The sequence below is a fragment of the uncultured Aquimonas sp. genome (assembly GCF_937888285.1).
Lineage (GTDB): Bacteria > Pseudomonadota > Gammaproteobacteria > Xanthomonadales > Xanthomonadaceae > Aquimonas.
In genome coordinates, this window is record NZ_CALART010000107.1 from 45,063 (window position 1) to 69,544 (window position 24,482).

Sequence of the window (24,482 nt, forward strand, 5' to 3'; positions counted from 1 at the left end):
TGCGCTTCGACCCGGGGCGCGTTCGCGCGTCCCGTCGTACCGCGCGCAGGGACGCGCGCGGGCGGCATCTTCGATTGTGTCTGGGCGATGATGCGCGGACCCGCGCACTGACAGGGAATGCATGGACGCCGAATCACATTCGCCATCGACGCTGATGTCGCTGCTGGTCGCGTGGCGGCGCACGCTGTTCATCGCCTCACCGGCCTACTGGGCGCTGCAGGCGGCGGTGTTCATCGGCTCGATCCTGCTCAGCGCCACCCTGCTGCAGAAGATCGTGGGATCCGGCGGCGCCAGCAGCCAGGCCTGGATCGCGCGCATGGCGCTGGAGTCCTGGGTCTTCTTCCTGATCACGCATGCAGGGCTGCGCCCTGCGCTGCGCCTGTTCTTTCTCGGCCAGGTGCCGCGCTGGCCGGCTTGGCTTGCGCTGCTCGGGTGGATCGTCGTGCTGGCCCTGCTGTCGCTGGGCGCGACGCTCGCCATCGACTCTCTGAAATTGATGCAGGCCGGCACCATCACCTCGGTGCGCTTCAATTCCGAGGGCGCGGAGTTCGGCGTCAGCATTGAGGGCGCGCAGTTCTACGTGCTGGCCGTTGCCAACCTGGCCTCGACCCTGTGTGTGTGGACCGCGCTCTACCTCGGCTGGCACGCCTTCCGCCAGCGCCGCCGCCTGCAGCAGCAGGTGCGTCAGGCGCGGCTGGACCAGCTCACCCGCCAGCTCAATCCGCATTTCCTGTTCAACGCCTTCAACACCATCCGCGGCACCATTTTCGAAGACCCCCAGCGCGCGGCGGATCTGGTGACCCAGCTGTCCGAGCTGTTCCGCTTCCACCTCTCGCAGGCCGAGCGCAGCACGCAGACGCTGGAGGAGGAATGGCGGCTGGCGCAGCGCTACCTCGCCATCGAGCAGGCGCGGCTCGAACAGCGTCTGCGGGTGAACGTCGATCTCGATCCGGTCTGCCTGAGCCGCAGCCTGCCCTCGCTGGCCCTGCTGCTGCTGGTCGAGAACGCGATCAAGCACGGCATCGCGCCGCGGCCGGAAGGCGGCGAGCTGCTGATCCGCGCGCGTCCGCAGGCCGATCACTGGTGGCTGGAGGTGGTCAACCCGCTGTGTCCCGAGGCTCAGCCGGACGGGACACGCACCGGATTGGCCAATCTGCGCGAGCGCCTGCAGCTCGGCTATGGCGATGCGGCGCGGCTGGAGCTGCAGGCGCTGACCACACAGTTCCGGGCGCGGCTGTGCCTGCCCTGGCGTTCGAATGGGGAGGGCGCATGAAGGCGCGGGTCTGCATGTTGGCCTCGCCATGCGGGTTCGTGGGGACAGGTCTGCGCTACGGTGGGCCAGGGCCCACCCTATGTCACGGCGAGCGGGGAGGTCGCATGGGGTTGCAGGCTCGGGTTTCGGACACGCTGGCCGTGTTCGTCACGACACGCCTTCGCTCCGGTGGGCCAAGGTCCACGCAATGGTCTTCCGTGCACGCGTGCGCTTGGAGCACGTCGACATGAGTGCCCGCATCCGCACCCTGCTGGTCGATGACGAGCGCCTTGCCCGCGCCGAACTGCGCCGCCTGTTGGCGGTGCATCCGCAGATCGAGATCGTCGGCGAGGCCACGCATGCGCAGGAGGCGCTGGCGGCGCTGGAGCAGCTGCAGCCGGATCTCGCCTTTCTCGACATCCAGATGCCCGGCATGAGCGGTCTGCAGCTGGCCGAACACATCGAGGACCGCTGCCAGTTCGTGTTCTGCACGGCCTTCGACAGCTTCGCCATCGATGCCTTTGGCTTGAATGCGCTCGACTACCTGGTCAAGCCGGTGGAGCCCGAGCGCCTCGCGAAAACCATCGCGCGCCTGCGCCCCCCGGAAGCACAGTCGACGGTGGCGACGCTGCCGATGGAGCATGGCCTGCTGCTGAAGTTCGGCGAGAGCGCGCGCATCGTGCGGCTGCGGGAAATCGAGCGCTTCGAGTCGGTCGGCAACCACGCCGCCGTGTACAGCGCGCACGGCCAGAGCTTCGTGCTGAGCTCGCTCAACCGCATCGAGCAGCGCCTCGACCCCGCGCATTTCTTCCGCGTCAACCGCAGCTGCATCCTGCGGCTCGACGCCATCCGCAGCCTGGAGCCCGATGTCGGCCAGGGGCTGGTGGCACGCACCACCAGCGGTGCCGAGATCGAAGTCAGCCGGCGCGCGGCCCAGCAGCTGAGGGCGCGGATGGCGCTTTAAAGCCGGGATTCGGGATTCGGGATTGGGGGTGAGGCGGCGCGTTCGCGCGGCATGCCGCGCGCGCCGCCGAACGCCCGAGCGCCGTGCGCGAGGGCCGGGGCCGTAGGCAGGCGGCGCGTTCGCGCGGCATGCCGCGCGCGCCGCCGAACGCCCGAGCGCCGTGCGCGAGGGCCGGGGCCGGAGGCAGGCGGCGCGTTCGCGCGGCATGCCGCGCGCGCGGCCGAACGCCCGAGCGCTATGCGCGAGGGCCGGGGCCGTCGGAGGCGCTTGTGGCGCAGCCACCCGCTGCGCGCCTCACTGGTCACCTGCCACCGATCCGCGATGCATCGCGCGCGAATGCGAATAGGGTGGGCCCTGGCCCACCGTGGCCTTGCTGCTCGCCCCGGTCATTGCACTCGGGGCGGTGACGACGGCGATGACGATGACGGTGGTCCGATGGGGACCGCGGCGAGGTTGGCGCTCATGGTGGGCCAGGGCCCACCCTATGCACCCGCACCCGCACCCGCACCCGCACCCGATCCCGAATCCCGAATCCCGAATCCCGGCTTCACCCATGAAAGCCGTCGATCTCCACGGCCAGCTCGCGGCGGCAGATGTCGCCTTCAAGGATCAGGCGCGGGACTTCGGCAGGCAGCAGGCGTGTCAGCGTGGCCTGCAGTTCGGGCAGTGCGCTGGCGTCGCGCAGATAGACCTTGAGCAGGCTGTGCGCGCCGAAGGCGGGCACGATCCGGGCGTCGGCGGCGCGCGCCGCACCCAGCAGGCTGTCGAAGTTGTCGAAGGTCTCGCGCAGCTGGGCGACCACCGAGTCGTGGTGCAGGCTGGCGTGGCCGACCACGGCGGCGGTGCCGGACAGCAGCAGGGGCAGGGCATCGGCCGGATCGGCGCGCATCGCCCGTGCAAAGCTGGGCGAACGCGGCCCGTAGCTGCGCGGATAGCGGTAGGCCGGCACCTGGCGCGGGTTCTCCACCGGCAGGCCGGGGCGCGTCGAGGCCAGCCAGTAGACCTGCAGCAGTCGCGTGCCCTCGCGGTGGCCGATCGCGGTGGCCGCCGGCAGCGCGGCATCGGGGATGTCCAGCGCTTCGGCGCGACCGACGCAGAACTGCCGGTAGCGCTCCGCGTCGCCCTCGCCCGCGACGATGGCGTCGAGGTAGTTCCACAGGCGCAGCAGATGCGGATGTGCAGCGCGCTGCCGATGCACGGCCAGCAGCCGGTAGGCCTGCTCGGCGGCGGCCGCCGGGCCAGACGGATCTTCCGAGAGCTGCAGCGCGCCAAAGCACAGCGAGGCGCTGCGGCCGCCGCCGATCGCCCCGTCACGCCAGGGCTCGACCGCTTCGCTGCAGGTCCAGACCTCGTAGGTGTCGGCGCCCTCGGCTTCCAGCGGCTGTAGCGGCACGCGCAGGTAGCGCGGGTCGTCGAGCTGGGTCGGCGCTGCCGCACCGAAGCCGAACACCGCCAGCGTGCGCGGGCCGAGCAGGCTGCGTGGATCGCGCGAGCGCACATAGCCCGGGGTCAGCGCGAAGGCAGGCTGGTCGAGTCGCGGCTGCGCGCTCATGCGGCTTCCGTTCGCGCCGACGCGGGCAGGGCCGGCGCGCGCCGCTCGCCGCGCAGCTTCTGCAGCAGGGCGGTGACGGCGTAGATCACCCGGAACGCGCGCAGGCGCCTCAGCACGGCGCGGTCGTCGAAGACATTGCCGGCGAGCATGGCGATCACCGCCTGCTCGATCTGCCAGATATTGCGCGGGTTCTGGAACAGCTCGCGCATCACCGGCGTGGTGAAGCGCTCGATGAACCAGCTGAACACGCCGATGCCGCCGTCGATGCGTTCACGGTAGGCCTGCTGCAGCGCGGCCTCGCGGGCCGGCTCGCGCAGCACGGCATCGACCAGTTCGGCCGCGCACTCGCCGCCGTGCATGGCGAGGAACACGCCCGACGAGAAGATCGGGTCGACAAAGGCGTAGGCATCCCCGGCCATCACCCAGCCGGGGCCGGCGATGCGGCCGCAGGCATAGCTGTAGTTGCCGGTGGCCTCAGGCTCGGAGACGCGTTCGGCGCCCTGCATGCGGCGCGCGGCGTCGGGGTGCTTCAGGATCGTGTCCAGCAGGAACTGGTCCAGCGGGCCGCGCCGGGTCTTCAGATACTCGGGCGTGCAGACCGCGCCGATGCTCATGACTTCGTCGGGTAGCGGGATCATCCACATCCAGCCGGAAGGCAGGCGATAGATGGTGATGTTGCCGGCAGCCTCGCCTGGCTGGCGCGCCACGCCGCGGAAGTGCGCATAGACCGCCGCCGATCGGTGGCGCGGATTGGCGCGCTTCACATCGAACTGGCGGCCGAGCAGGGTGTCACGGCCCGAGGCATCGACCACATAGCGGGCCTCCAGGCTGCGCTCGCTGCCGTCGATGCGCAGGCGCAGGCGCGAGCGCCCGGACGCAAGCCGCTCGATGCCCAGCACCTCGATGCCCTCGTGCGCCTCGGCGCCAGCCGCCGCGGCGTTGGCGAACAGCAGCTCGTCGAACTGGTCACGGCGGACCTGGAAGGCGTGGTCGGGCACGGCGCCCAGCGCACGCGAGAAGGCGAAGCTGCTGTAGCCGCCGACGTCGGCCGGAAAATCGGCCGCCGGCTTGCGTACGCCGATGGCCTCGACCTGGGCCAGCACGTCGAGGCGTTCAAGGATCGGCAGGTTCATCGGCAGCAGGCTTTCACCGATGTGGAAGCGCGGGTGACGCCCCTTCTCGAACAGGCCCACGCGCCAGCCGGCGCGCGCCAGCAGGGTGGCCGCCGTGCTGCCCGCGGGGCCACCGCCGATCACTGCGACGTCGAGGTGCTCTGGGAGGTCGCGTGCGGCGCTGGAACTCATGCAGGAATCGAGGGCGTAAAGGGCGCCGGCAGGGCTGGCGAAAGTGGCGTGAATGATACACTCCGCGCCCGCTCGAGGCCGGCTGCGACGTGCTGCCCCTCGTTTACGTAAAGACGGGCCAGCACAGTGCACGCCCCGAGGATCCACGCCCCATGTCGAACCAGTCGCCCGCCGAGCGCGAGCTCGCCGAACTCCTGATCGAAGCCCTGAACCTCGAAGACGTCGAGGCCGCATCGATCGATCCCGCCGCTCCGCTGTTCGGCGACGGCCTTGGCCTCGACTCGATCGACGCGCTGGAGCTGGCGCTGGCGATCTCCAAGAAGTACGGCTTTCAGCTGCGCTCGGACAACGCCGACAACCGCCGCATCTTCGGCTCGCTGGCGGCGCTCTCGGCCCACGTGCAAGAGCACCGCACGGTGTGAGCCGGCTGCTGCCGGTCGCGCTGGCGCTGGCCTTTCCCGTGCTGGCGCATGCCTCGGCGGTGACCGCCTCGCTCGAACTCGCCAGCGCCGCCGTGGCCTGCCTGCTGATCCTCTCCTGCCTGCCGCTGCGGGCCAAGCCCGTGCTCGCGCTCGGTCTGCTCGCGGCGGGCGTGGCCCTGCTCACGCTGCTGCATGCCAGCGGCCATGCACACCTGCCGCTGATGTTGCCGCCGGTGCTGTTCAACCTGGCGGTCGGCCTGTACTTCGCGCGCAGCCTCGCGCCCGGGCGCATGCCGCTGATCGAGCGCATCGTGCGCGCGCTGAACCACGGCGAGGTGCATCACCCCGAGGTGCCGGCCTATGCGCGGACCTGGACGCGGGCCTGGGCCACGATCCTGCTCACGCTGGCTGCGATCAATGCCGCGCTGGCCCTGCTCGCCGAGCCCAAGGGCCTGCTGCTCGGGCTCGGCCTCAGCCCGCCGCTGAGCGTGCCGCTTGAAGTCTGGTCGCTGTTCGCCAACCTGCTCAACTACCTGATCGTGGCCGTGGTCTTCGTCGGCGAGTACCTCTATCGCAGCCGTCGCTTTCCGCACAGCGACTACGGTGGCTTCGTCGGCTTCCTGAAACGCATCGGCCGGCTCGGCCCGGCTTTCTGGCGCGGCAGCGATGCCGCCGCAGGCTCGAAGGGATGAGCGGCTTCCGCATCGCCGCCGATCACCCCTGCCTGCCCGGCCACTTCCCCGGCCAGCCGGTGGTGCCGGGCGTGGTCGTGCTCGATGAAGTGCTGGCACTCGCGCGTTCTACCTTCGGCGAGCGCGCGCTGCTGCGCATGCCGCAGGTGAAGTTCGCCGCCCCGCTGCTGCCCGAGCAGGACGCGACGGTCGAGTTCGAGCCGCGCGCCGAGCGCCTGCGCTTCCGCGTGCTGCGCGGCGAGGATGTGATCGCCAGCGGCGAGCTGGTGTTTGCGGATCCCGTGTCCGCCGGTTCGCCATGAGCCGCGCCGGTCAAGCCGAATGGCAGCAGCGCCCCGAGGGCGGCGGGCGCTCCGCGATCTGGCTGATCCGCAGCATCGCCCGCTACGGCGGGCGCTGGCTGTCGCGGCCGCTGCTGATCCCGATCACGCTGTACTTCCTGATCGTGCGCGGGCCCGAGCGGCGTGCATCCAGGGCCTATCTGGAACGCGTGCTCGGCCGCCCCGCCACGCTGTGGGAATGCGCGAAGCACGTGCACGCCTTTGCCTCGACCATTCTCGACCGGGTGTTCATGCTCTCCGGCCAGTTCCGCCGCTTCGATCTGCAGATCACCGGTTTGAAGGAGCTGCACGAGCAGATCGACCTCGGCCGCGGCGTGCTGCTGTTCGGCTCGCACCACGGCAGCTTCGAGGCCCTGCGCGTGCTGTCGCGCGAGCGGCCGGATGTGACCGTGCGAGTGGTGATGGACCGCGGCCAGAACGCCACCGTCACCCAGCTGCTGGAAGCGCTCTGCCCGGACATCGCCGAGACCGTGATCGATGCCGCGCAGGACGGCACCGCGATCACGCTGGCGATTCGTGATGCCACCGAGCAGGGCGCCCTGGTCAGCCTGCTGGTGGATCGCGCGAGGGGCGCCGAGCCCGTGCAGTGGATCGACTTTCTTGGCAGCCCCGCGCCGTTTCCCAGCGCGCATTTCCTGATCGCTGCGGCGCTGAAGGTACCGGTGCTGATCTGCTTCGGCCTGTACCTGGGCGGCCGCAAGTACGCCTTGCATTTCGAGCTGTTCGACCCCGGCATCGAGCTGCCGCGGCGCGAGCGCGCGCAGAAGCTGTACGCCCTGCAGGAGCGCTACGTGCGCCGGCTGGAGCACTTCGTGCGGCTGGCCCCCTACAACTGGTTCAACTTCTACGACTTCTGGAGAAGCGATGACCCCGCGCATCCGCATCGCCGCGACGCTGCTGCTGCTGGCCAGCCTGACGGCAGGGGCGGAAGTCCCTGAGCTTGACGCTCTGCTGGCCGGTTTCGCCCAGCCCGCGCCGGCGCGCACGGCCTACTTCGAGCGCCGCGACTCGCCGCTGCTGATGCAGCCCCTGCTGTTCGGCGGCGAGCTGTCGCAGCCGAATGCCGATGAGCTGGTCAAGACCGTTGAAGGCGCCCAGCCCGAGCGCCTGCGCATCGCTGGCGAGCGCGTCGAGGTGCAGCGCGAAGGGCAGGGCACGCGGCGCTTCTCGCTGAAGCGCGCGCCTGAGCTCGCTGCGCTGGCGGCCAGCCTGCGCGCGCTGCTGGGCGGCGACCGCGGTCTGCTGGAGCGGCACTTCACGATCCATCTCGCGCCTTCCGGCGCGGGCTGGACGCTGGACCTCAAGCCCACCGACGCCCGCGTCGCCCGCAAGGTGCGCGGCATGCGCCTGCATGGCGTGGCCGGCGAGTGGCGCTGCTTCGATCTGGATCTGGCCGAGGACGAACGCAGCCGCATGTGGCTGGGGCCCTGGGCGGAATCCGCGCGCGCGGCCGCTGATGAGCCCACGCGCGACGCGCTCTGCGGTACGTCGGCGCAATGAGTACGCCGGGCGTCGGCACGCGCCTGCTGCAGATCGCGCTCTGGTTGGGCGCGCTCGCGCTGATCGCCGTGCTCGCGCTCGGCGAACTCAAGCTGAGCGGCGACCTGCGCCTGTTCATGCCGGCGGCGCGCACCGCCGAGCAGCGCCTGCTGCTGGAACAGCTGGGTGAGGGCCCGGGCGCGCGTCTGCTGCTGGTGGCGCTGTCGGGCGCGGAGCCCGAGGTCTTGGTCGAACGATCGCGCGCGCTGCGCGAGCGGCTTGATGAGAGCGCCGAATTCGTCTGGGTCGGCAACGGCGAGGAAGGCCTGGAGTCGATTCCCGACACCCTGGCCGATTATCGCTACCTGCTCTCGCCCGGCGTGCAGCCCGGCGCGTTCGAGGCGTCTGCACTGGCGGAGGCCCTGAAGCAGCGCCAGCAGGATCTGGCCTCACCTGCAGCGGCGCTGATCGCGCCCCTGCTGCGCGTCGACCCCACGCTGGAAACCCTGCGCGTGCTAGAAGCCTGGACGCCGGCGATCGAGCCCGAGCGCCTGGATGGCGTGTGGTTCGGCGAGGCCCGCGGCGAAGCCCTGCTGCTGGTCGAGACCGCCGCGCCCGGCTTCGACCCGGATGGCCAGACCCGCGCGCTGGCCGCGCTGCGCGCCGCGCATGCGCAGGTGCTGGCTGATGAGGGCGAGGCTGCGGCTGGCGCGATCGAAATCAGCGGTCCCGGCGCCTTCGCCGAGAAGATGGCCGCGCAAACCCGCGGGGAGGCCTCGACGCTCGGCGGCTTCGGCATCGCCGGCCTGCTGCTGATGATGACCTTTGCCTACCGCAGTCTCGCCCTGCCCCTGCTCGGCGCGCTGCCCTTGGCCACCGGCGCAGTGCTGGGTCTGTCGGCGACGGCATGGCTGTTCGGCGAAGTCCACGGCATCACGCTCGCCTTCGGCCTGACCCTGCTCGGCGTGGCCCAGGACTACCCCGTTCATCTGTTCAGCCATCGACGCAAGGGCGAGCCCGCCATGCACAGTGCGCGGGCGATCTGGCCGACGCTCGCCACCGGCGCGTTCTCCAGTGCGCTGGCCTATCTGGTGTTCTTCTTCGCCGGCGTCGACGGCCTGCGCCAGCTGGCGGTGCTGACCGTGGTCGGCCTGATCAGCGCCGCGCTGGCCACCCGCTTTCTGCTGCCTGGTGTGCTTGCTGAGCCGCGGCGCGAGGTGGGCGAGGGGGCGTTCGTGCAAGCGATGCAGCGCGTGCTGATGCGCGTGCATCGCCTGCGCTGGCTGGCGCTGCTGATCGCCGCAATCGCGGGGCTCGCCCTGCTGCGCGGCGGCCCGTGGTGGCAGGACAGTCTCGCCGCACTCACGCCGGTGCCCGTCGAACTGCTGCAGCGCGATCGCGAGCTGCGGCAGGCCCTGAATGCGCCGGACGTGCGCTGGCTGCTGGCCCTGCGCGCCGACAGCGAAGAGGCCGCGCTCGCCCGCAGCGGCGAGCTGATGCCCGGCCTGCAGGGCCTGGTCGAAGCCGGCGCGCTGGGCCACTTTGAGCTGGCAGCGCGCTACCTGCCGCCCGCTGAGGTGCAGCGCGCGCGTCAGTCGGCGCTGCCCTCGCCTGAAACGCTGCGCGCAGCGCTGGCGCAAGCGCAGCAGGGTCTGGCCTTCCGGCCCGATGCCTTCGAGGGTTTCGTGGCCGCGATCGAGCGCGCGCGCGGCCTGCCGCCGCTCACGTCGGAGGCCCTGATCGACACGCCGCTGGAGCTGCGCCTTGCCGGCCTGCTGATCCGCGATGGCGCGGAGACGGTGGCGCTGGTGCAGCTCTCCGATCTGCGCGATGTCGAGGCCGTGCGCACCTTCGCTGCCGCCCATCCTGATCTCGATCTGATCGACTTGAAGGCGACCGCAGATTCGCTGGCCGCGAGCTGGCGCGCGCAGGTGCTGCTGGCGATGGCGGTGGGCGCATTGCTGCTCGCGGCCCTGGTGTTCGCGGCGCTGCGCCTGTCGCCGGCAGGCGGCAGCAGCAACAGGCACAGCGGCAGCCACGACGGCATCGCCGATGACATCGGCCTGGCTGGCGCGCCCTTGCGGGCCACGCGTGCTGGCGCCTTCGCACGTGGCCTGCGCGTGCTGCTGCCGGTGGCCCTCTCCAGCCTCGTCGTGCTGGCCCTGCTGCACGGCTTCGGCGTGGCCCTGACCTTGTTCCATCTGATCGCGTTGGTGCTGGCTGCAGGTCTGGGCCTCGACTACGCCCTGTTCTTTGAGCGCAGCGCTGGTGCCGCCGATGCCGGCGCCGCGGCGGAGCAGCGCCGCACCCTGCATGCGCTGCTGGTCTGCGTGGCCTCGACCGGACTGGTGTTCGGGCTGCTGTCGTTCTCCAGCATTCCGGTGTTGAACGCGCTCGGCGGCACCGTGGCGCTGGGTGTCGCCGTGCACTTCGCCCTGGCCCTGCTGCTGGCCGGCAGCCATCCAGCTGATCCCGAGGACATCCGATGAAACTGCCCGGCTCCCGCGCCGAGATCGAACAGCTGATTCCGCATGCCGGCAGCATGTGCCTGCTCGAACGCGTGCTGGCGTTCGACGACAGCGGTCTGCACGCGCAGAGCGATGCCCACCGCGACCCCGCGCACCCGTTGCGACGCGAGGGACGCCTGTCGACCCTGCACCTCTGCGAGTACGGCGCCCAGGCCATGGCCGTGCACGGCGGCCTGCTGGCCGCCCGCGAAGGCCGTGTGGCGCCGCCCGGCCTGCTGGTGTCGCTGCGTGGGGTCGAGCTCGCACGCGAGTTCATCGACGAGTTGCCCGGCCCGCTCGACGTGTTCGCGGTCGACGTGTCCGACAGCGGGGCGGGCTGGCAGTGCGGCTTCCGCATCGAGCATTCGGGTGAGGTGCTGGCCACCGGGCGCGCGGCGGTGCTGCGGCGGGATCCATAGGGTGGGCCCTGGCCCGCCATGAGCTCCACGCTCGCCCCGGTCGCGTTGCATTGCTTCGGCGCTCGAAGCGAAGAGCAGGAGCTTTCGGTCAGCCCTTTGGGCTGCCCGACCTCGGTGCTGTCATAGGGTGGGCCCTGGCCCACCATGAGCCCAATGCTCGCCCCTGTCCTGTTTCGCCGCTTCGCCGCTCGAAGCAAAGAGCAAGAGCTTTCGGTCAGCCCTTCGGGCTGCCCGACCTACCTTTCTTTGCGTGGCCAAAGAAAGGTAGGCCAAAGAAAGGCCACCCCTCGTCCGCGCCCTTCGCGCATCCGTGCGCGAAGGGTTCGCGAGAGTCCGTGGGTGTTCGTGGACAGGCCGTCCCTGGCCTGTCACGAACATCGGCCGCATCCCTGCGGCCGCCCCTGCGGGCTGATCCACGAACTCCCGCCGCTCCCCAGGGGCCCCGTGGAAGAGCGCGGGCTCCTGCCCGCAAAAGCGCAGAGCCAAAGCCGAGGCGCAAAGCCGGAGCGAGAAGCCGCAGCGAGAAGCCGCAGCGAGAAGCCGGAGCGAGAAGCCGGAGCGAGAAGCCGGAGCGGAAAGCTTCGGCTGCCTTGTCTCGCTCCAAGCCCAAGTGCGCTAGGGTTGCCTCCCCTGCTGCACTGCCTCTCCCCGTGTGATCGCCCGACGCCAGAGCCTTCGCGAAGCGAAGGCGAATGGGCAGAGGAGGCCGCGTGCCGCAAGATTTCGTCCCCTCTCCCCAACCCCTCTCCCACAAGGGGAGAGGGGCTCGAACCTTCGCTTCCGTCGCCCGGCCCTCAGCTGCCGAGTGCCCAATCCCCAATCCCCAATCCCCAATCCCCGCGCTCACCCATGACCACCCTCCCTAAACGCGCCCTCGTCACCGGCGGCAGCGGCGATCTCGGCAGCGCCATCTGCCGATCGCTCGCCGAGGCCGGCCACCACGTCTACGTCCACGCCAACAGCGGCGTCGATCGCGCGCAGGCGCTGGTCGATGAACTGCTTGCGGCGGGGCGTTCCGCCGAGGCCATCGCCTTCGATGTCGCCGATGCCGAGGCCTGTGCCCAGGCCACCGCGAAGATGCTCGAAGCCGGCCCGATCCAGATCGTCGTCAACAATGCCGGCATCCACGACGACGCGCCGATGGCCGGCATGAGCGAGGCGCAGTGGAAGCGCGTCATTGACGTCAGCCTGCACGGCTTCTTCCACGTCACCCAGCCGCTGCTGCTGCCGATGGCGCGCACGCGCTGGGGCCGCGTGATCAGCATTTCCTCGGTGGCCGCCGTGCTCGGCAACCGTGGCCAGACCAACTACGCCGCCGCCAAGGCCGGACTGCACGGCGCCACCCTGTCGCTGGCGCGCGAGATGGCCAGCCGCGGGATCACCGCCAACGTGGTCGCGCCGGGGGTGATCGCCGGGCGCATGGCGGCCGATGCGTTCCCACCCGAGATGATCAAGGCGACCGTTCCGGCGGGCCGCGCGGGTCGACCCGAGGAAGTCGCAGCGCTGGTGGCCTTCCTTGCGTCGGAGGGCGCGTCCTATGTGAACGGGCAGGTGATCGGGGTGAATGGGGGGATGGGGTGATCGGTAACGCAGGCGGTGTGTAGTTGGGGGCTTGAGGCCTGCACCGGTGACCTGGAGTGCTGCGACAGGGCGAATGTCGGCGACTGAGGGGACGAAAAACGTGCGCAGGGCGGACTCCGTGGACTTCGATCTGAACATCGCGCTGTATTCGGAGGCGGACGCGTGCTTTCGCAAGGGCCGGTATCGCGAAGCCTTGCGTCTGTTCAAGCGAGCAGCGCGGGCGGATCCCCTCGATAGCGACTGCTGGTTCGCGATCGGTAGCTGTCTTGATGCGCTGAATCGCCCGACTCGGGCCGAGGCCGCCTATCTGAAGGCGCTGTCGATGGCGCGCGAGGAAGACCATCCTGCCCTGTACTTCAACATTGGCAACGCGCTGTTTGACCAGCAGCGTTTTGAAGCAGCGGTGAGCTGGTACGCGAGAGTTCCTGCCGAACATGAAGTCTTCGCACGCGCCGAGCGCAATCGGCGCCTTGCCGAATCGAAGGCGAAGCGCACTTCGTAGGTTGGTGCAGAGCGCAGCGAGGCCCAACGTCGCAGCCTCAATGCCTGTCACGAGATTCGAGTGCGCGACGTTGGGCCTCGCCTTCGGCTCGGCGCCAACCAACCGGGTTGAATGCGTGCGCTTGCGTTGAAGGTCTGACGTCGCAGGGGGTGGCGTCGACAACGCATTCGGAATCTGCTTTGGCCTTGGCTTTGGCTTTGGCTTGCGCTCTTGCGGGCAGGAGCCCGCGCTGTTCCACGGGGCCCCTGGGGAGCGGCGGGAGGCGGTCGATCCGCCCGCAGGGGCGCCGGCACGGATGCCGGCGCGGCTTTCGACAGGCCAGGGATGGCCTGTCCGAAAACCCCGACCGACTCACGCGAACCCGCAGCGCAGGGATGCGCGTAGGGCGCGGACTAGGGGTGGCCTTCTCTTTGGTTACTTTCTCTTGGCCACGCAAGAGAAAGTGACTCGGGCAGCCCGCAGGGCTGTCCGAAAGCTCTGGCTCTTCCGCTTCGAGCCGCTCAGAGCAAAGAGCCGAGGCTTGATGCGCGGGATGGTTGGAGCACTCGCTCCGCCCGGCCCCCTCCCCAACCCCTCCCCCGGTGGGAGAGGGGCTCAACCCGGCGCCTAGCCCAACGCCAGAGGGCAATGCCTCGCCCTATGCCGCCCCTTTCCACTCCGCCGTCAGCAGCGGCTCCGCCTTGTCCGCCACCGGCGCCTTGGCCAGCAGGGCGCCCAGCGCCGACACATCGAGCGCGGGATGGGTTTCGCGCGCCAGCGTCATCAATTCGCGCGCCAGTTGCCGCAGGCAGACGAGGTTCGAGCGCATCCGCGCCTTGAAGGCCGCATCGTCCAGATCATCGCGCAGGGCGCGGTTCAACTCCGCGAACCAGCCCAAGCGCGCCTGGTCCAGGAAGGCCGACGAATCCACCGCCGCGTGCGGGCGCGCGTTCGCCGCGCACCAGCGCTGCAGCAGGTCCTGCATCGCGAAGTTCAAGGCCTTGGCTTCGGCCAGTTCGGGCTTGAGTCGCGACAGGGTGCTGAGGTCGTCGATGCGATGGCCGAAGAACAAGGCGGCCAGCACGCCCCAGTAGTAGCTGTAGTCCCACAGCACCTTGAGCGGCATCAGCTGGGCGTCGCCGAACAGGCCGTACTGGCCGCGGTACATGGCCATGGTGCTTTCGTAGAAGCTGAAGTAGAGCTGCTCATAGACGCCGGCATAGGGCTGCCAGGCTTCGCCCGCGCGGTCCTTCTCGATCAGCCGGCTGATGTAGGTGTTGCTGATCGCGATGAAGTCGCTGCCGGGCGAGTAGAACGGGTCGAGAAACACACCGGCCTCGCCGGTCAGCGCCCAGCGCTTCGCGCTGAACACCTGCTTGCAGCCGTAGCTGAAATTGCGGAAGAAGGCGAAGTCCTGCAGTTCGTTACGCATCGGCTCGATGGCCTGGTGCACGCGGGGCTGGTGCTGGGCCAGCCAGTCCATGGCCTTCTCGAAACTGTTCATCGTCTCCAGCGGGTGCATCTCGGCATCGCAGACGATGCCCACCGAATGCGAGCCCGAGGACAGCGGGATCAGCCAGACCCAGTAGCCGGGGCCGACCAGATGGTTGGTGCTGCGCCAGCGCTCGGGCGGCGTGCAGCGGCCGAGCCAGTCGGCATTGGCCGACCAGTCGTGCGGATCGATCATGCCCTTGACGCGGAACCACACGGCATTGGCCTTGTGGCCGTTGTCCTCGGCCAAGCCCAGCTTGCGCTTGATCAGCCCGGCGCGGCCGCTGGCATCCACCACCCAGCGCGCCTGCGCTGTGCTGCGCTCGCCAGCGCGCTCCCATTCGACGCGGTGCGCGCTGTCGTCCTCGCTGAGCTCGATCTGCTTGACCACAGCACCGTCGATGAACTCGATGCCCAGCGACTGCGCGCGCTCGGCGAGGAAGTTCTCGAAGCGGCCGCGGTCGATCTGCCAGGCGCCGGTCGGCAGGGACTGGCTGGCGCCGAGTTCGGCGCAGCGGTCCGGCGCCGAGTGGCCTTCCGAGAAGAAGAAGCGGAAGCCGAACTTGACGATGTGTTCCTGATCGAGATGCTCGCGCAGGCCGAGCACGTCGCCAAAGTAGTTGGCGGCGATCTCGACCGTGCTCTCGCCGATCTTGAAGGCGGCCTCGGGCACCGGATGCGCGCGCCGCTCGATCACGCGGATGCGCGTATCGGCATCGCGCTGCTTCAGCTGCAGGGCGAGCGTGAGGCCGGCGAGGCCGCCGCCCAGGATCAGCACGTCGACGGGAGTCAGGTCGGTCGCGGTAGTCATGCGGTGCGGCCCTCGAGTACAGGCGTAACGGGCTCCGGCAGAGTCGCCGGGCCCGGGTCAAAAATGCGTGGGCGCGAGCGCCGCGCCTCGATGTAGCGCGGGATCACGCGGCCATAGGTCCAGACCCGGCCGACCACGTGCGAGGTGATGCGGTAGAGGTCGGTGAGCGGGCGGAAGTGGCTGCGGCGGAACTGCCCGGCCAGGCCGTCGCCGGCATAGCGCGATTCGATCGGCACCGACACGCAGCCCATGCCCAGCCGGCGTGCGGCCTGGATGAGGATGTCGGCCTCGAACACGAAGCCCTCGCCGGCGACGTCGGCGATTTCGCAGACTGCGCGCGGGTAGTAGCGCTGGCCGCTCTGGGTGTCGGCGATGCGATAGCCGGTGGCCCAGGCGATGCCCCAGTCGCCGAACTCGTTGGCGAGCCGGCGGTGGATCGGCTGCTGGGCGCGCTTCTTCAGGCGCGCGCCGATGATGATGTCGTTGGGGAACCTGTCCGCCGCGGCCACGAGGCGCGGCACGTCCGAGGCCAGGTGCTGGCCGTCGCCGTCCATGCTGACCACGCCGTCGATGTCGAGCGCGAGTGCCGCGCGGAAGCCGCTGCGCAGGCCCTCGCCCTTGCCGCGGCGGGTGGCGTGCTGGATCAGGGTGATCGGCAGATCGGCGATTGCAGCTACGGTGCCGTCGGTGGAGCCGTCGTCGATCACGATCACGTGCGGCGTGCAGGCCAGCGCGCCTTCGACCACCTCGCGGATGCGCAGGGCTTCGTTCAGGGCGGGAATGATCACCGCGGTGCGGGCGAGCTCAGCCATGACGCAGCTCCAGCACGAGGCGGCTGTCCATGCCTGCGGGCAGCTCGCAGATGTCTTCGCCACGGGCCAGCGCCTGGGCCAGACGCGCGGCCGGGGCCATGGCATTGCGCGCGGTCGCTTCGATCAGCGGGCCGGCGGCTTCGGCGCAAACGCCGGCCTCGATCCGCGGCACCAGGCTCAGCCCGCTGCCATCGGCGCGGTCCAGCACCAGGGCGAAGCCGAACAGGCCCTCGCTCTTCGATGTGTGCTGCAGCGGGCCGCCGGCCGGGCTGTCGTAGGCCACCAGCAGCAGCGGGCCGCCATCGATGGCGATCTGCAGCGCGGCTTCGATCAGGCCCTGGGCGAAGCTGGCGTCGAAGGCCGAGATCGCGGTGGCCGGCGCATGGCAGCCGACGCCGATGGTCCAATAGCCAGCCGCGGCGTTGTGCACCGAGTTGTGGAACCTGGTCGGCGAGACTTCGGTGGGGGCCGTCGCCAGCGTCGCGCACATGTAGTCGGTGATCGCCAGATCGCCGTGGGTGGAGGTGAACACCGAGGGCAGGGCGGCCGGATCGGCGCCGGCGTTTGCACACGCAGCTTCCGCGACCAGAAGGGCCAGCAGCACCGAGTCCGGCGCGCGGCGGCGCTCGTTGGCCGGCAGCATCGAGGGCGCGGGCTTCTTCGGCGCGCCTTCGACGAGCCCTGCTTCGCCGCGCGCGAACGCGGCCATCGCAGCCCAGTCGGGCAGGCCGTCGGCGAAGGCGCCGATGCCCAGCACTTTCAGCTCCGGCAGGCCGCTCATGCGCGTGCCTCCGCGCCGAACACCAGCGAGCAGTTGTTGCCGCCGAAGCCGAAGGAGTTGTTCATCGCGTAACGCACCTCGCCGCGCGTGTTCTCGCGCAGGATCTGCGGGCCGCAGGCGGGGTCGGGGTCGTCGCAGTTGAGCGTGCCGGGCATCAGGCCCGACTCGATGGCTTCGATCGCGATCAGGCTTTCGACGATGCCGGCAGCACCCAGGGTGTGGCCGGTGTAGGCCTTGGTCGAGCTCGCGCGCAGGCACTCGCCGAACAGGCGCGCCACCGCGCCGGCCTCGATCTCGTCGTTCTTCGGCGTGGCGGTGCCGTGCAGGTTGAGGTAGTCGATGTCGGCAGGCGCGAGCCCCGCACGCGCGATCGCCGCCTGCATGCACAGCCGCGCGCCGAGGCCCTCGGGATGCGGGCTGCTCATGTGGTGGGCGTCCGAGGACTCGCCGTAGCCCAGCAGGCGCGGGCCCGCGCCCTCGCGTTCGAGGATCGCATAGCCGCCGGCCTCGCCCAGCGACAGGCCGTTGCGCGCCACATCGAAGGGCCGGCACTGCGCGGTGGACACCAGACCCAGCGCATTGAAGCCGAACAGCACGCTGCCGCAGAGGGTGTCGACGCCGCCCACCAGGGCCGCATCGACCACGCCGGCCTGGATCAGCCGCGCGGCCTGGGCGAACACTTTCGCGCTGGACGAACACGCCGTGGCCACGGTCACGCAGGGCCCGCGCAGGCCGGTGGCGGCGGCGAGGAAGCTGCCCAGCGAATGCGGCGTATGGATGATCGGACGGTGCAGATCGGCCGGGAAGCGGTCGCCGTCGAGCCGCGTGTAGGCCTCTTCCGAAGCGCCGATGCTGGACGTGCTGGTGCCGATGATGATCGCCACGCGCGCGGCCCCGTAGCGCTCGCGCAGGGCCTCGACCCGCGCCGCCACGCCGTCCTGCTGCAGGGCGAACCAGGCCAGGCGGTTGTTGCGGCAGTCCCAGCCCATCAGGTCGGCGGGCAGCTGCAGGTCCTCCAGCCCGTCGACGCGGCCGATCCAGGTCTCCAGCGGATGCGCGGAGAAGTCATTGCGGCGCAGCCCGCTGCGGCGTGCCGCCAGCGCCTCGCGCATCGAGTCCAGTCCCGCGCCGCAGGCGGTGGTCAGGGTGCGGGCGGTAATCGCCAGCGGCGGCATGGCTGCAGCAGACATCAGCTCAGGGTGTCCTCTTCGAATGGGCGAAGTATAGAGAGCCGGGATCGGGGACTCGGGATTCGGGATTCGTCAGAGCAGGTTGCGGCAGGGCGACCGTTACCGAGCATTGGAAGGCTCCGTGGGGGTTGCGGCTGGCCGACGGTCTTCACATCCGCGCAGAAACAGGCCTTGGCCCCGCCATCCTGGAGCTTGCCAGCGCGGCGTCGCCGTGCAGGTGTGCTCGAAGAAACGTGGGTTCGTCATCCCCGCGCATGCGGGGATCCAGGACTCATGCGACTGGGGTGGGCTTTCCGGGGCCCCCGTCCCCGCCTTCGCGAGGACAGGCTCTGCGCGGGGGCGACGACAACAGGTGTAGGCGCGAGCGCTTTGTTTCTTGAGAGCTTGCCCCGCACAGCGGAGACAGCCTGCCGGAGACCCTCGGCCCCAAGGCCACGACGTGCCGTGCTGGAACGTCCCCGTGCGCTCGCGCCACGCGCTGCGAACAAGGACAATGCGCGGCGGCGCGCGCGCCGACTACGAGGCTCGCGCGCTTTCACGAATCCCCTCCCGGCCCGAGCGCCATGCGTTGCGGAAGCTCGCATAGGGTGGGGCCCCGGCGGACCAAGGCCTTCGCCACGCAATACCCCAGACCGGCGCTCACGGCAGAGACAGCCTGCCAAAGCCGCTCGCCACAGGGCCACGAGGTACTGTGCTCGAGCATCACTGCGTGCTCGCTCCGCGTGCCCCGAGCAAGGACAATGCGGCTGCGTGCTCGCCGAGCCACGACGCTTCCGCGCTTTCACGAATCCCCAATCCCCAATCCCGGTTCTCAAGTGTCCGCCCGTCACGCCCACCGCCTGCGCCTCCTGCGCGACACTGATGCCCTGCAGGGCCTGGGGGTCGCGCTGCTGCTACTGATGCTCAGCGGCGGGCTGGTCTACGTCTACTACGCAATCCGGGTCTGGAATCTCGCACGCCGCGCACCGGCCTGGCCCGATCTCGATCCGCAGCGCCGCGCGCGCCTGCTGCTCTTCGGCAAGCGCTGCGAGGACGGCGAGCCTGATCGCGACTTCCAGCAGCGCATCCAGCGCGCGCTGGCCCTGGCCGGACGCCATCCGCAGCTGGAGCTGCTGCTGCTCGGCGGCGGCCCACATCCCACCGAGGCCGAGGTCGCCGAACGCGAGCTGCGCGCCGCCGGACTGAGCGAGGCGGCGCGCATCACCCTTGAGGACCAGTCGCGCGACACCCTTGAGAACCTGCGTCACGCGCGCTCGCTGCTGCGCGAGGGCGAGGGTGACGTCCTGCTGCTGTCCAGCCGCTACCACCTCGCGCGCTGCAGCCTGTTCGCACAGTGGCTGGGCATCGAGCACCGTGTCTGCGCGGCCGAAGAGCAGTGGGCGCCGAGTTGGCGCGAACGCGGCCGCCTGCTGCTGGAGGCTGCCTACATGGTCTGGGTCGAATCCGGCCGCGCTTGGGCGCGCCTGCTGCGCAGCGAGCGGATGCTGGCGAAGGTGAGTTGAGCAGGCCCCTGCCCGTGCGTCTGCCCAATGGGCCGATGCCCTCGCGAGGACTGTCGCATGCGCCGAGGCAGGTGTGAGGTCCGCTGGGGCTGGCCAGTCGCGAGGTCCCGGTACATGCGCTGCGCTTATGTACCCTACGCCGCACACCGCCCTGCGGCTGCGCTTATCGCGTGGCGTCACTCGCGGTCGTAGGGCGGATAAGCGCAGCGCATCCGCCGTCGGCTTGCCTCACGATGCACCTGCCGCCGGCTTGTCTCACGGAGATCCGATTCGCTGGGGCTGGCGAAACGAGCCGATGGGCGGCCTCGCGGCACGAGCCGATGCCCTCGCGAGGTCGCGGTACATGCGCTGCGCTTATGTACCCTACGCCGCACACCGCCCTGCGGCTGCGTTTATCGCGTGGCGTCACTCGCGGTCGTAGGGCGGATACGCGCAGCGCATCCGCCGTCACCTTGCCTCGGTCGATGTCAGGCTTGCCTTCGTCAATGACAGCGGCTGGCAAGGGCCACCAACTGCAGCGGCGCTTCCGTCACCACTTCGTCGGCTTGGGATTGCGCTCGTCGAAGCCCTTCTGGTGCCAGTACGGATAGATCGGCGTGCGCTGGCTCGCGGCATCCAGCTTCGCGACCTGCTCCGGCGACAGCGACCAGCCGACCGCGCCGAGGTTCTGCCGCAGCTGCGTTTCATTGCGCGCGCCGATCACCAGGTTCACCACGCCCGGCCGCTGCAGCAGCCAGTTCAGCGCGACTTGCGGGACGCTCTTGCCGGTTTCGGCGGCGACCTCGTCGAGCGCGTCGACGACGCGATACAGGAACTCATCCTCGACCGGCGGCCCACCGACATCGCCGCCGGCGGCGATGCGGCCTTCGCTGGGCTTCACGCCGTGGCGGATCTTGCCGGTCAGGCGGCCCCAGCCCAGCGGGCTCCAGACCATCGTGCCCAGGCCCTGATCGACCGACAGCGGCATCAGCTCCCACTCGTAGTCGCGGCCGATCAGCGAGTAGTAGCCCTGGTAGCAGACGTAGCGATTGAGGCCGTAGCGCTCGGAGGTCGCCAGCGCCTTCATGACCTGCCAGCCCGAGAAGTTGCTGCAGCCGATGTAGCGGATCTTGCCGGCGCGGGTCAGGTCGTCCAGCGCGCGCAGGGTTTCCTCGACAGGCGTCAGCGCGTCGAAGCCGTGCATGAAGTACAGATCGATGTGCTCGGTCTGCAGGCGCCGCAGGCTGGCCTCGCAGGCGCGCACCAGGTGATGCCGCGAGCTGCCCTTGTCGTTCGGCGAGGTGCCAGTGGTGAAGGTCGCCTTGGTGGCGATCAGGGCCTCGTTGCGGCGGCTTTTCAGCGCCTCGCCGAGGATCTCCTCGGAGGCGCCGGCGGAATAGATGTCGGCGGTGTCGAAGAAGTTGAGCCCGTGCTCGAAGCAGATGTCGAGCAGGCGCCGCGCATCGGCGACATCGGTGGCGCCCCAGCGGCCGAAGAATTCACCGACGCCACCGAAGGTGCCGGTGCCGAGGCTCAGGACGGGGACTTTCAGGCCGGAATGGCCGAGGCGACGGTGTTCCATGTGCGCGCATCCGTGGCTGGGGGAGCTGCAAAGACTGGCACGCCGCACGTTAGTTCGGCGCCAAGCCCCAGGGCCGACCAAGGGCGTACCGCCGAGGGCGCTGCGCGCGCCCGCCGCAGACTCAGTCGCGTCGCCCACGCAGCCGCATCAACGCGACCAGCGCCAGCACCGCCAGCACCGCCTCGACCGCCAGCGCGAACCACAGAAAGGGCGTTGCTACGCTTCCAGCGACCATGCCGATCACGCGACCGATCGCGATGCCGCCGTAGGCACCGAAGGCCAGCAGCAGGCCGTAGGGGCGGTGCCGGGCGGCGAGGTCCGAGGCCAGGATCAGCGCGCCCACGCCCAATTCGAAGCCGCCGTAGAAGGCGCGCAGCTCGGCCGCGGCAAGATCGCCGCTGAGCATGATGCCGGTGGCCGCCAGCGTGCCCAGCGGGTCGAACATGAAGGCCGCACCGAAGGCGATGAAGCCGAGGCCCGACAGCCACAGCACGATGCGTGCGAATGCCATGAGGCGTCTCCCGCGGAATGAGCGCGCAGAGTGGGGCAGGGCGGATCAATCCGGGGTGAGGGGTAGGGCGGCGATGGCAGCTCCGGCTGCTCGACCGGTTGTCGCAGGCCGCGTGCTGCTCCGATTCCCGATTCCCGTGAGCCGATTCCCGGCCCCAAGGGCCTGCGTACAATCCGCGCCATGCACATCCCCCCCGAGCAACTGGCGCGTCTGCGCAGCATGGGCTGGCGCGACGACGCGCCAGCGGCCACGGCCTATGCCGAAGCGAACGAGGGTCGCCTGGCGCGGGTCACCGAGCAGCACCGCTCCGGCTACATCGTCGACGACGGCGAGCGCGAGTTCCCGGTGCAGGCGCCGGCGCCGTGGACGCGCAAGAGCTTCCCGCCCGAGCAGCGCGCTGCGGTCGGCGACTGGGTGCGGCTGAAGGACGACGAAGACCTGATCCTCGACTGGCTGCCGCGCTTCGGCCTGCTGAAGCGTGCGGCCGCGGGTGAGCATTACAAGCAGCAGCTGATCGCCGCCAACATCGACCGCGTGCTGGTGGTCTGCGGGCTCGACGGCGACTTCAACCCGCGCCGCCTTGAGCGCTATCTGGTGCTGGTGCGTGGCTCCGGCGCCGAAGCCGTGTTCGTGCTGACCAAGGCCGACCAGCTGGGCCGCGCCGACATCGACATGGCGGTCGAGGTGCTGCAGTCGCTGGAAGAGGCCGGCGCACGCATCGTTGCGCTGAATGCGCGCTCACTGGAGTCGGTCAGCGTGCTGCATCCGCTGCTGGGGCCGGGGATCACGGCGGTGCTGGTGGGTTCCAGCGGTGCCGGCAAGTCGACTCTGACCAATGCCCTGCTCGGCATCGAGCGGCAGAAGACCAACACCGTGCGCGCCAACGACAGCCGCGGCCGCCACACCACCACCCACCGCGCCCTGCTGCGCCTGCCCTCGGGCGGCTGCCTGATCGACACCCCCGGCATGCGCGAGCTGAAGCTCACCGGCGAGGAGACGCTCGACCGCAGCGGCTTCGACCGCATCGAGGAACTGGCTGCCCAGTGCCGCTTCCGCGACTGCCAGCATGAGCGCGAACCCGGCTGCGCCGTGCAGTCCGCGCTGGAGGCCGACGAGCTCGACCCCGGCGCGCTGGCCAACTACCGAAAGCTGCAGGGCGAACTGGCGCAGGCCCGCGCCGTGGTCAAGCAGCGCGAGCGGCAGGGCCCGCGCGGGCCGAAGCGGCGCTGAGGTCCCATGGCGGGCCGACACCTCCGATGCCGGAGGCCGCGACTCCATCCTGTCGTTGCATAGGGTGGGCCCTGGCCCACCATGAGCGCCCCACTCGCCGCCGCCGCTGCACGCATTGCCTGCGTCGGTTCGGCTCCTGGTGCGCGCCCGGCTGGTTCCGTTGGCGCGGCAAGGGATTGGATGACCGGGGCAGGTTTCAGGCCACGGTGGGCCGGGGCCCACCCTATGCGACTTCGTAGGGTGCGCGTGTCGCGCACCACCGCTTGCGTCGGAACTACCCGCGGCGTCGCTGCCCGCGCGCCGGCTTCGACTTCGCGGCCGCGCGCCGCACTTCCACGCGCACATGGCCGGCTGGCTCCACCGGCGTGCGCTTGATCTCCACGCCTCGTCGCCAACGTTCATGGCCACGTTGGCGAGCGGGATCAATCATGCGCCCTTCGCTCTGCGTACCGAGATCTTGGATGTACCGCCAGGCAACGGAGTCTTTCGAACTTCGAATTCTGGTAGTGCATCGAAAAGCAGACTCAACTTTTGATGTCCGTGGCTGCGTGGATCGAACTCTGGCTGTACGCGGTTGATGTGTTGCCCGACACCGCTCAGTGTGGCCCACCCGTCATCGTCTGCCTCCGCTTCGACAGCACTGCGGAGCAACTTGAGCATTGCCTTGTCAAACTTCGGAGTCGCAGGTGTTGCTACTCCGGCAGGCTCATCCGTACTCAGCAAATCGGTGTAGACAAACCGGTCGCAGGCAGCCACGAAGGGCCGCGGCGTTTTGCGCTCGCCGATGCCGATCACGTACAGCCCACCCTCGCGCAGGCGCTGGGCCAGCCGGGTGAAGTCGCTGTCGCTGCTGACAATCGCCGCGCCCTGCAGCTGCTGGCCGTGCAGCAGGTCCATGGCGTCGATGATCATTGCGCTGTCGGTCGCATTCTTGCCGCTGGTGTAGCGGAACTGCTGGATCGGCTGGATGGAATGTTCCAGCAGGGTCTCTTTCCAGCGCCCCAGGTTGGGCGTGGTCCAGTCGCCGTAGGCACGCTTGATGCCGGCCACGCCGTACTTGGCGACCTCGGCCAGCATGCCGGCGACCAGCGAAGCCTGGGCGTTGTCGGCGTCGATCAGCACGGCGTAGCGGGGGGCGTCGGAGCGGGGGGTCATGGGGCACCGGGTCGTAGATGTGATGGCATAGGGTGCACCGCCGGCCGGCGCGATGCATGCTGAAAATTGCCACGCTCGCTGAAAGGCCAAGCACCTGAAGAACGGTGGATCGACCCATGAGTGAACATTCTCTACCCGCGTACTGGACCACGGTCGGATCGGACGTCATCCGCGATGGCATGTTTGCCGAGCTGTGGCGCGAGGCGAATCCGGCTCCTGTGCTCGTCGCCGAGGCCTTCTGGTCGGACGCGAGCGCCGAGTTCACCGTGGCGTTTTTCGAGGGCCCTCTGCCTATCTCCGTGGTCGAGCGGTTTCTGTCAGAGGCGCGCGCAACGCTTCCTCCAACCGTGGCGCCGTTGGAGAGCAACCGCGTTACCGGATTCGGCAGGCCGTGTCTTGCCACCCAGTTCCCTTGGACCCGCTCATCCCGGATTTGTGTAAGTC

General features: G+C 69.8%; 23 protein-coding genes. 14 read left to right on the forward strand and 9 right to left on the reverse strand.

What is annotated here, in order from left to right:
* Positions 1 to 121: 121 nt before the first annotated feature.
* Positions 122 to 1,273 carry a histidine kinase gene (locus tag Q0654_RS19110; protein ID WP_298856594.1) on the forward strand — a complete coding sequence of 384 codons (1,152 nt, stop codon included), beginning with the start codon at positions 122 to 124 and terminating at the stop codon, positions 1,271 to 1,273.
* A gap of 226 nt (positions 1,274 to 1,499) precedes the next feature.
* Positions 1,500 to 2,216: a response regulator gene (locus Q0654_RS19115; protein ID WP_298856595.1), complete on the forward strand. Its 717-nt coding sequence runs from the start codon at positions 1,500 to 1,502 to the stop codon at positions 2,214 to 2,216.
* A gap of 547 nt (positions 2,217 to 2,763) precedes the next feature.
* Here the strand turns inward: Q0654_RS19115 and Q0654_RS19120 are convergent.
* The gene (locus tag Q0654_RS19120) at positions 2,764 to 3,768 is read right to left on the reverse strand and encodes a pteridine-dependent deoxygenase (protein ID WP_298856596.1); all 1,005 of its coding nucleotides are present in this window, start codon (positions 3,766 to 3,768) and stop codon (positions 2,764 to 2,766) included.
* Positions 3,765 to 5,072, reverse strand: coding sequence for an NAD(P)/FAD-dependent oxidoreductase (locus Q0654_RS19125; RefSeq protein ID WP_298856597.1), 1,308 nt, complete (start codon positions 5,070 to 5,072; stop codon positions 3,765 to 3,767). The genes Q0654_RS19120 and Q0654_RS19125 overlap by 4 nt, the downstream gene beginning before the upstream one ends.
* A gap of 152 nt (positions 5,073 to 5,224) precedes the next feature.
* On the opposite strand from Q0654_RS19125, the gene Q0654_RS19130 reads away from it, so the two are divergent.
* From Q0654_RS19130 to Q0654_RS19170, 9 genes are all read left to right on the forward strand, one after another.
* Entirely contained in the window at positions 5,225 to 5,494 is a 270-nt protein-coding gene (locus tag Q0654_RS19130; protein ID WP_091245678.1) for a phosphopantetheine-binding protein, read from the forward strand.
* The gene (locus Q0654_RS19135) at positions 5,491 to 6,186 is read left to right on the forward strand and encodes a ketosynthase (RefSeq protein WP_298856598.1); all 696 of its coding nucleotides are present in this window, start codon (positions 5,491 to 5,493) and stop codon (positions 6,184 to 6,186) included. The genes Q0654_RS19130 and Q0654_RS19135 overlap by 4 nt, the downstream gene beginning before the upstream one ends.
* The gene (locus tag Q0654_RS19140) at positions 6,183 to 6,488 is read left to right on the forward strand and encodes a hypothetical protein (protein ID WP_298856599.1); all 306 of its coding nucleotides are present in this window, start codon (positions 6,183 to 6,185) and stop codon (positions 6,486 to 6,488) included. The genes Q0654_RS19135 and Q0654_RS19140 overlap by 4 nt, the downstream gene beginning before the upstream one ends.
* The gene (locus tag Q0654_RS19145) at positions 6,485 to 7,465 is read left to right on the forward strand and encodes an acyltransferase (protein ID WP_343230152.1); all 981 of its coding nucleotides are present in this window, start codon (positions 6,485 to 6,487) and stop codon (positions 7,463 to 7,465) included. The genes Q0654_RS19140 and Q0654_RS19145 overlap by 4 nt, the downstream gene beginning before the upstream one ends.
* Positions 7,392 to 8,027 (forward strand): LolA-related protein, encoded by a 636-nt coding sequence (locus tag Q0654_RS19150; protein WP_298856600.1) that lies wholly within the window; start codon positions 7,392 to 7,394, stop codon positions 8,025 to 8,027. Before Q0654_RS19145 ends, Q0654_RS19150 begins: the two co-directional genes overlap by 74 nt.
* Positions 8,024 to 10,495, forward strand: a complete 2,472-nt coding sequence (locus tag Q0654_RS19155) for an MMPL family transporter (protein WP_298856601.1) — start codon at positions 8,024 to 8,026, stop codon at positions 10,493 to 10,495. The genes Q0654_RS19150 and Q0654_RS19155 overlap by 4 nt, the downstream gene beginning before the upstream one ends.
* Positions 10,492 to 10,932, forward strand: a complete 441-nt coding sequence (locus tag Q0654_RS19160; protein WP_298856602.1) for a phosphotransferase — start codon at positions 10,492 to 10,494, stop codon at positions 10,930 to 10,932. Before Q0654_RS19155 ends, Q0654_RS19160 begins: the two co-directional genes overlap by 4 nt.
* Positions 10,933 to 11,781: 849 nt before the next feature.
* Positions 11,782 to 12,513, forward strand: coding sequence for a 3-oxoacyl-ACP reductase FabG (gene fabG, locus Q0654_RS19165; RefSeq protein ID WP_298856603.1), 732 nt, complete (start codon positions 11,782 to 11,784; stop codon positions 12,511 to 12,513).
* Positions 12,514 to 12,631: 118 nt separating this feature from the next.
* Positions 12,632 to 13,015: a tetratricopeptide repeat protein gene (locus Q0654_RS19170; protein WP_298856604.1), complete on the forward strand. Its 384-nt coding sequence runs from the start codon at positions 12,632 to 12,634 to the stop codon at positions 13,013 to 13,015.
* A gap of 637 nt (positions 13,016 to 13,652) precedes the next feature.
* Here Q0654_RS19170 and Q0654_RS19175 read toward each other — a convergent pair.
* The 4 genes from Q0654_RS19175 to Q0654_RS19190 are packed head-to-tail and all read right to left on the reverse strand — an operon-like array spanning position 13,653 to position 18,064.
* Positions 13,653 to 15,296 carry a tryptophan 7-halogenase gene (locus Q0654_RS19175; RefSeq protein ID WP_298856605.1) on the reverse strand — a complete coding sequence of 548 codons (1,644 nt, stop codon included), beginning with the start codon at positions 15,294 to 15,296 and terminating at the stop codon, positions 13,653 to 13,655.
* Entirely contained in the window at positions 15,293 to 16,108 is an 816-nt protein-coding gene (locus Q0654_RS19180; protein ID WP_298856606.1) for a glycosyltransferase family 2 protein, read from the reverse strand. The genes Q0654_RS19175 and Q0654_RS19180 overlap by 4 nt, the downstream gene beginning before the upstream one ends.
* On the reverse strand, positions 16,101 to 16,889 hold the full coding sequence (locus tag Q0654_RS19185; protein WP_298856607.1) for a beta-ketoacyl synthase chain length factor: 789 nt from the start codon (positions 16,887 to 16,889) through the stop codon (positions 16,101 to 16,103). The genes Q0654_RS19180 and Q0654_RS19185 overlap by 8 nt, the downstream gene beginning before the upstream one ends.
* Positions 16,886 to 18,064 (reverse strand): beta-ketoacyl-[acyl-carrier-protein] synthase family protein, encoded by a 1,179-nt coding sequence (locus Q0654_RS19190; RefSeq protein WP_298856614.1) that lies wholly within the window; start codon positions 18,062 to 18,064, stop codon positions 16,886 to 16,888. The genes Q0654_RS19185 and Q0654_RS19190 overlap by 4 nt, the downstream gene beginning before the upstream one ends.
* 830 nt (positions 18,065 to 18,894) lie before the next feature.
* On the opposite strand from Q0654_RS19190, the gene Q0654_RS19195 reads away from it, so the two are divergent.
* Positions 18,895 to 19,581, forward strand: a complete 687-nt coding sequence (locus Q0654_RS19195; RefSeq protein WP_298856608.1) for a YdcF family protein — start codon at positions 18,895 to 18,897, stop codon at positions 19,579 to 19,581.
* 529 nt (positions 19,582 to 20,110) lie between these two features.
* Here Q0654_RS19195 and Q0654_RS19200 read toward each other — a convergent pair.
* Positions 20,111 to 21,142 (reverse strand): aldo/keto reductase, encoded by a 1,032-nt coding sequence (locus Q0654_RS19200; RefSeq protein ID WP_298856609.1) that lies wholly within the window; start codon positions 21,140 to 21,142, stop codon positions 20,111 to 20,113.
* Positions 21,143 to 21,263: 121 nt separating this feature from the next.
* Positions 21,264 to 21,653, reverse strand: coding sequence for a DUF4345 family protein (locus Q0654_RS19205; protein ID WP_298856610.1), 390 nt, complete (start codon positions 21,651 to 21,653; stop codon positions 21,264 to 21,266).
* Positions 21,654 to 21,872: 219 nt separating this feature from the next.
* Here Q0654_RS19205 and rsgA point away from each other — a divergent pair, with 219 nt between their 5' ends.
* Positions 21,873 to 22,883 (forward strand): ribosome small subunit-dependent GTPase A, encoded by a 1,011-nt coding sequence (gene rsgA / locus Q0654_RS19210; protein WP_298856615.1) that lies wholly within the window; start codon positions 21,873 to 21,875, stop codon positions 22,881 to 22,883.
* 426 nt (positions 22,884 to 23,309) lie between these two features.
* Here rsgA and Q0654_RS19215 read toward each other — a convergent pair whose 3' ends face one another.
* On the reverse strand, positions 23,310 to 24,038 hold the full coding sequence (locus Q0654_RS19215; protein ID WP_298856611.1) for an NYN domain-containing protein: 729 nt from the start codon (positions 24,036 to 24,038) through the stop codon (positions 23,310 to 23,312).
* A gap of 116 nt (positions 24,039 to 24,154) precedes the next feature.
* On the opposite strand from Q0654_RS19215, the gene Q0654_RS19220 reads away from it, so the two are divergent.
* The coding region (locus Q0654_RS19220; protein ID WP_298856612.1) for a hypothetical protein at positions 24,155 to 24,482 on the forward strand (328 nt) is incomplete at its 3' end.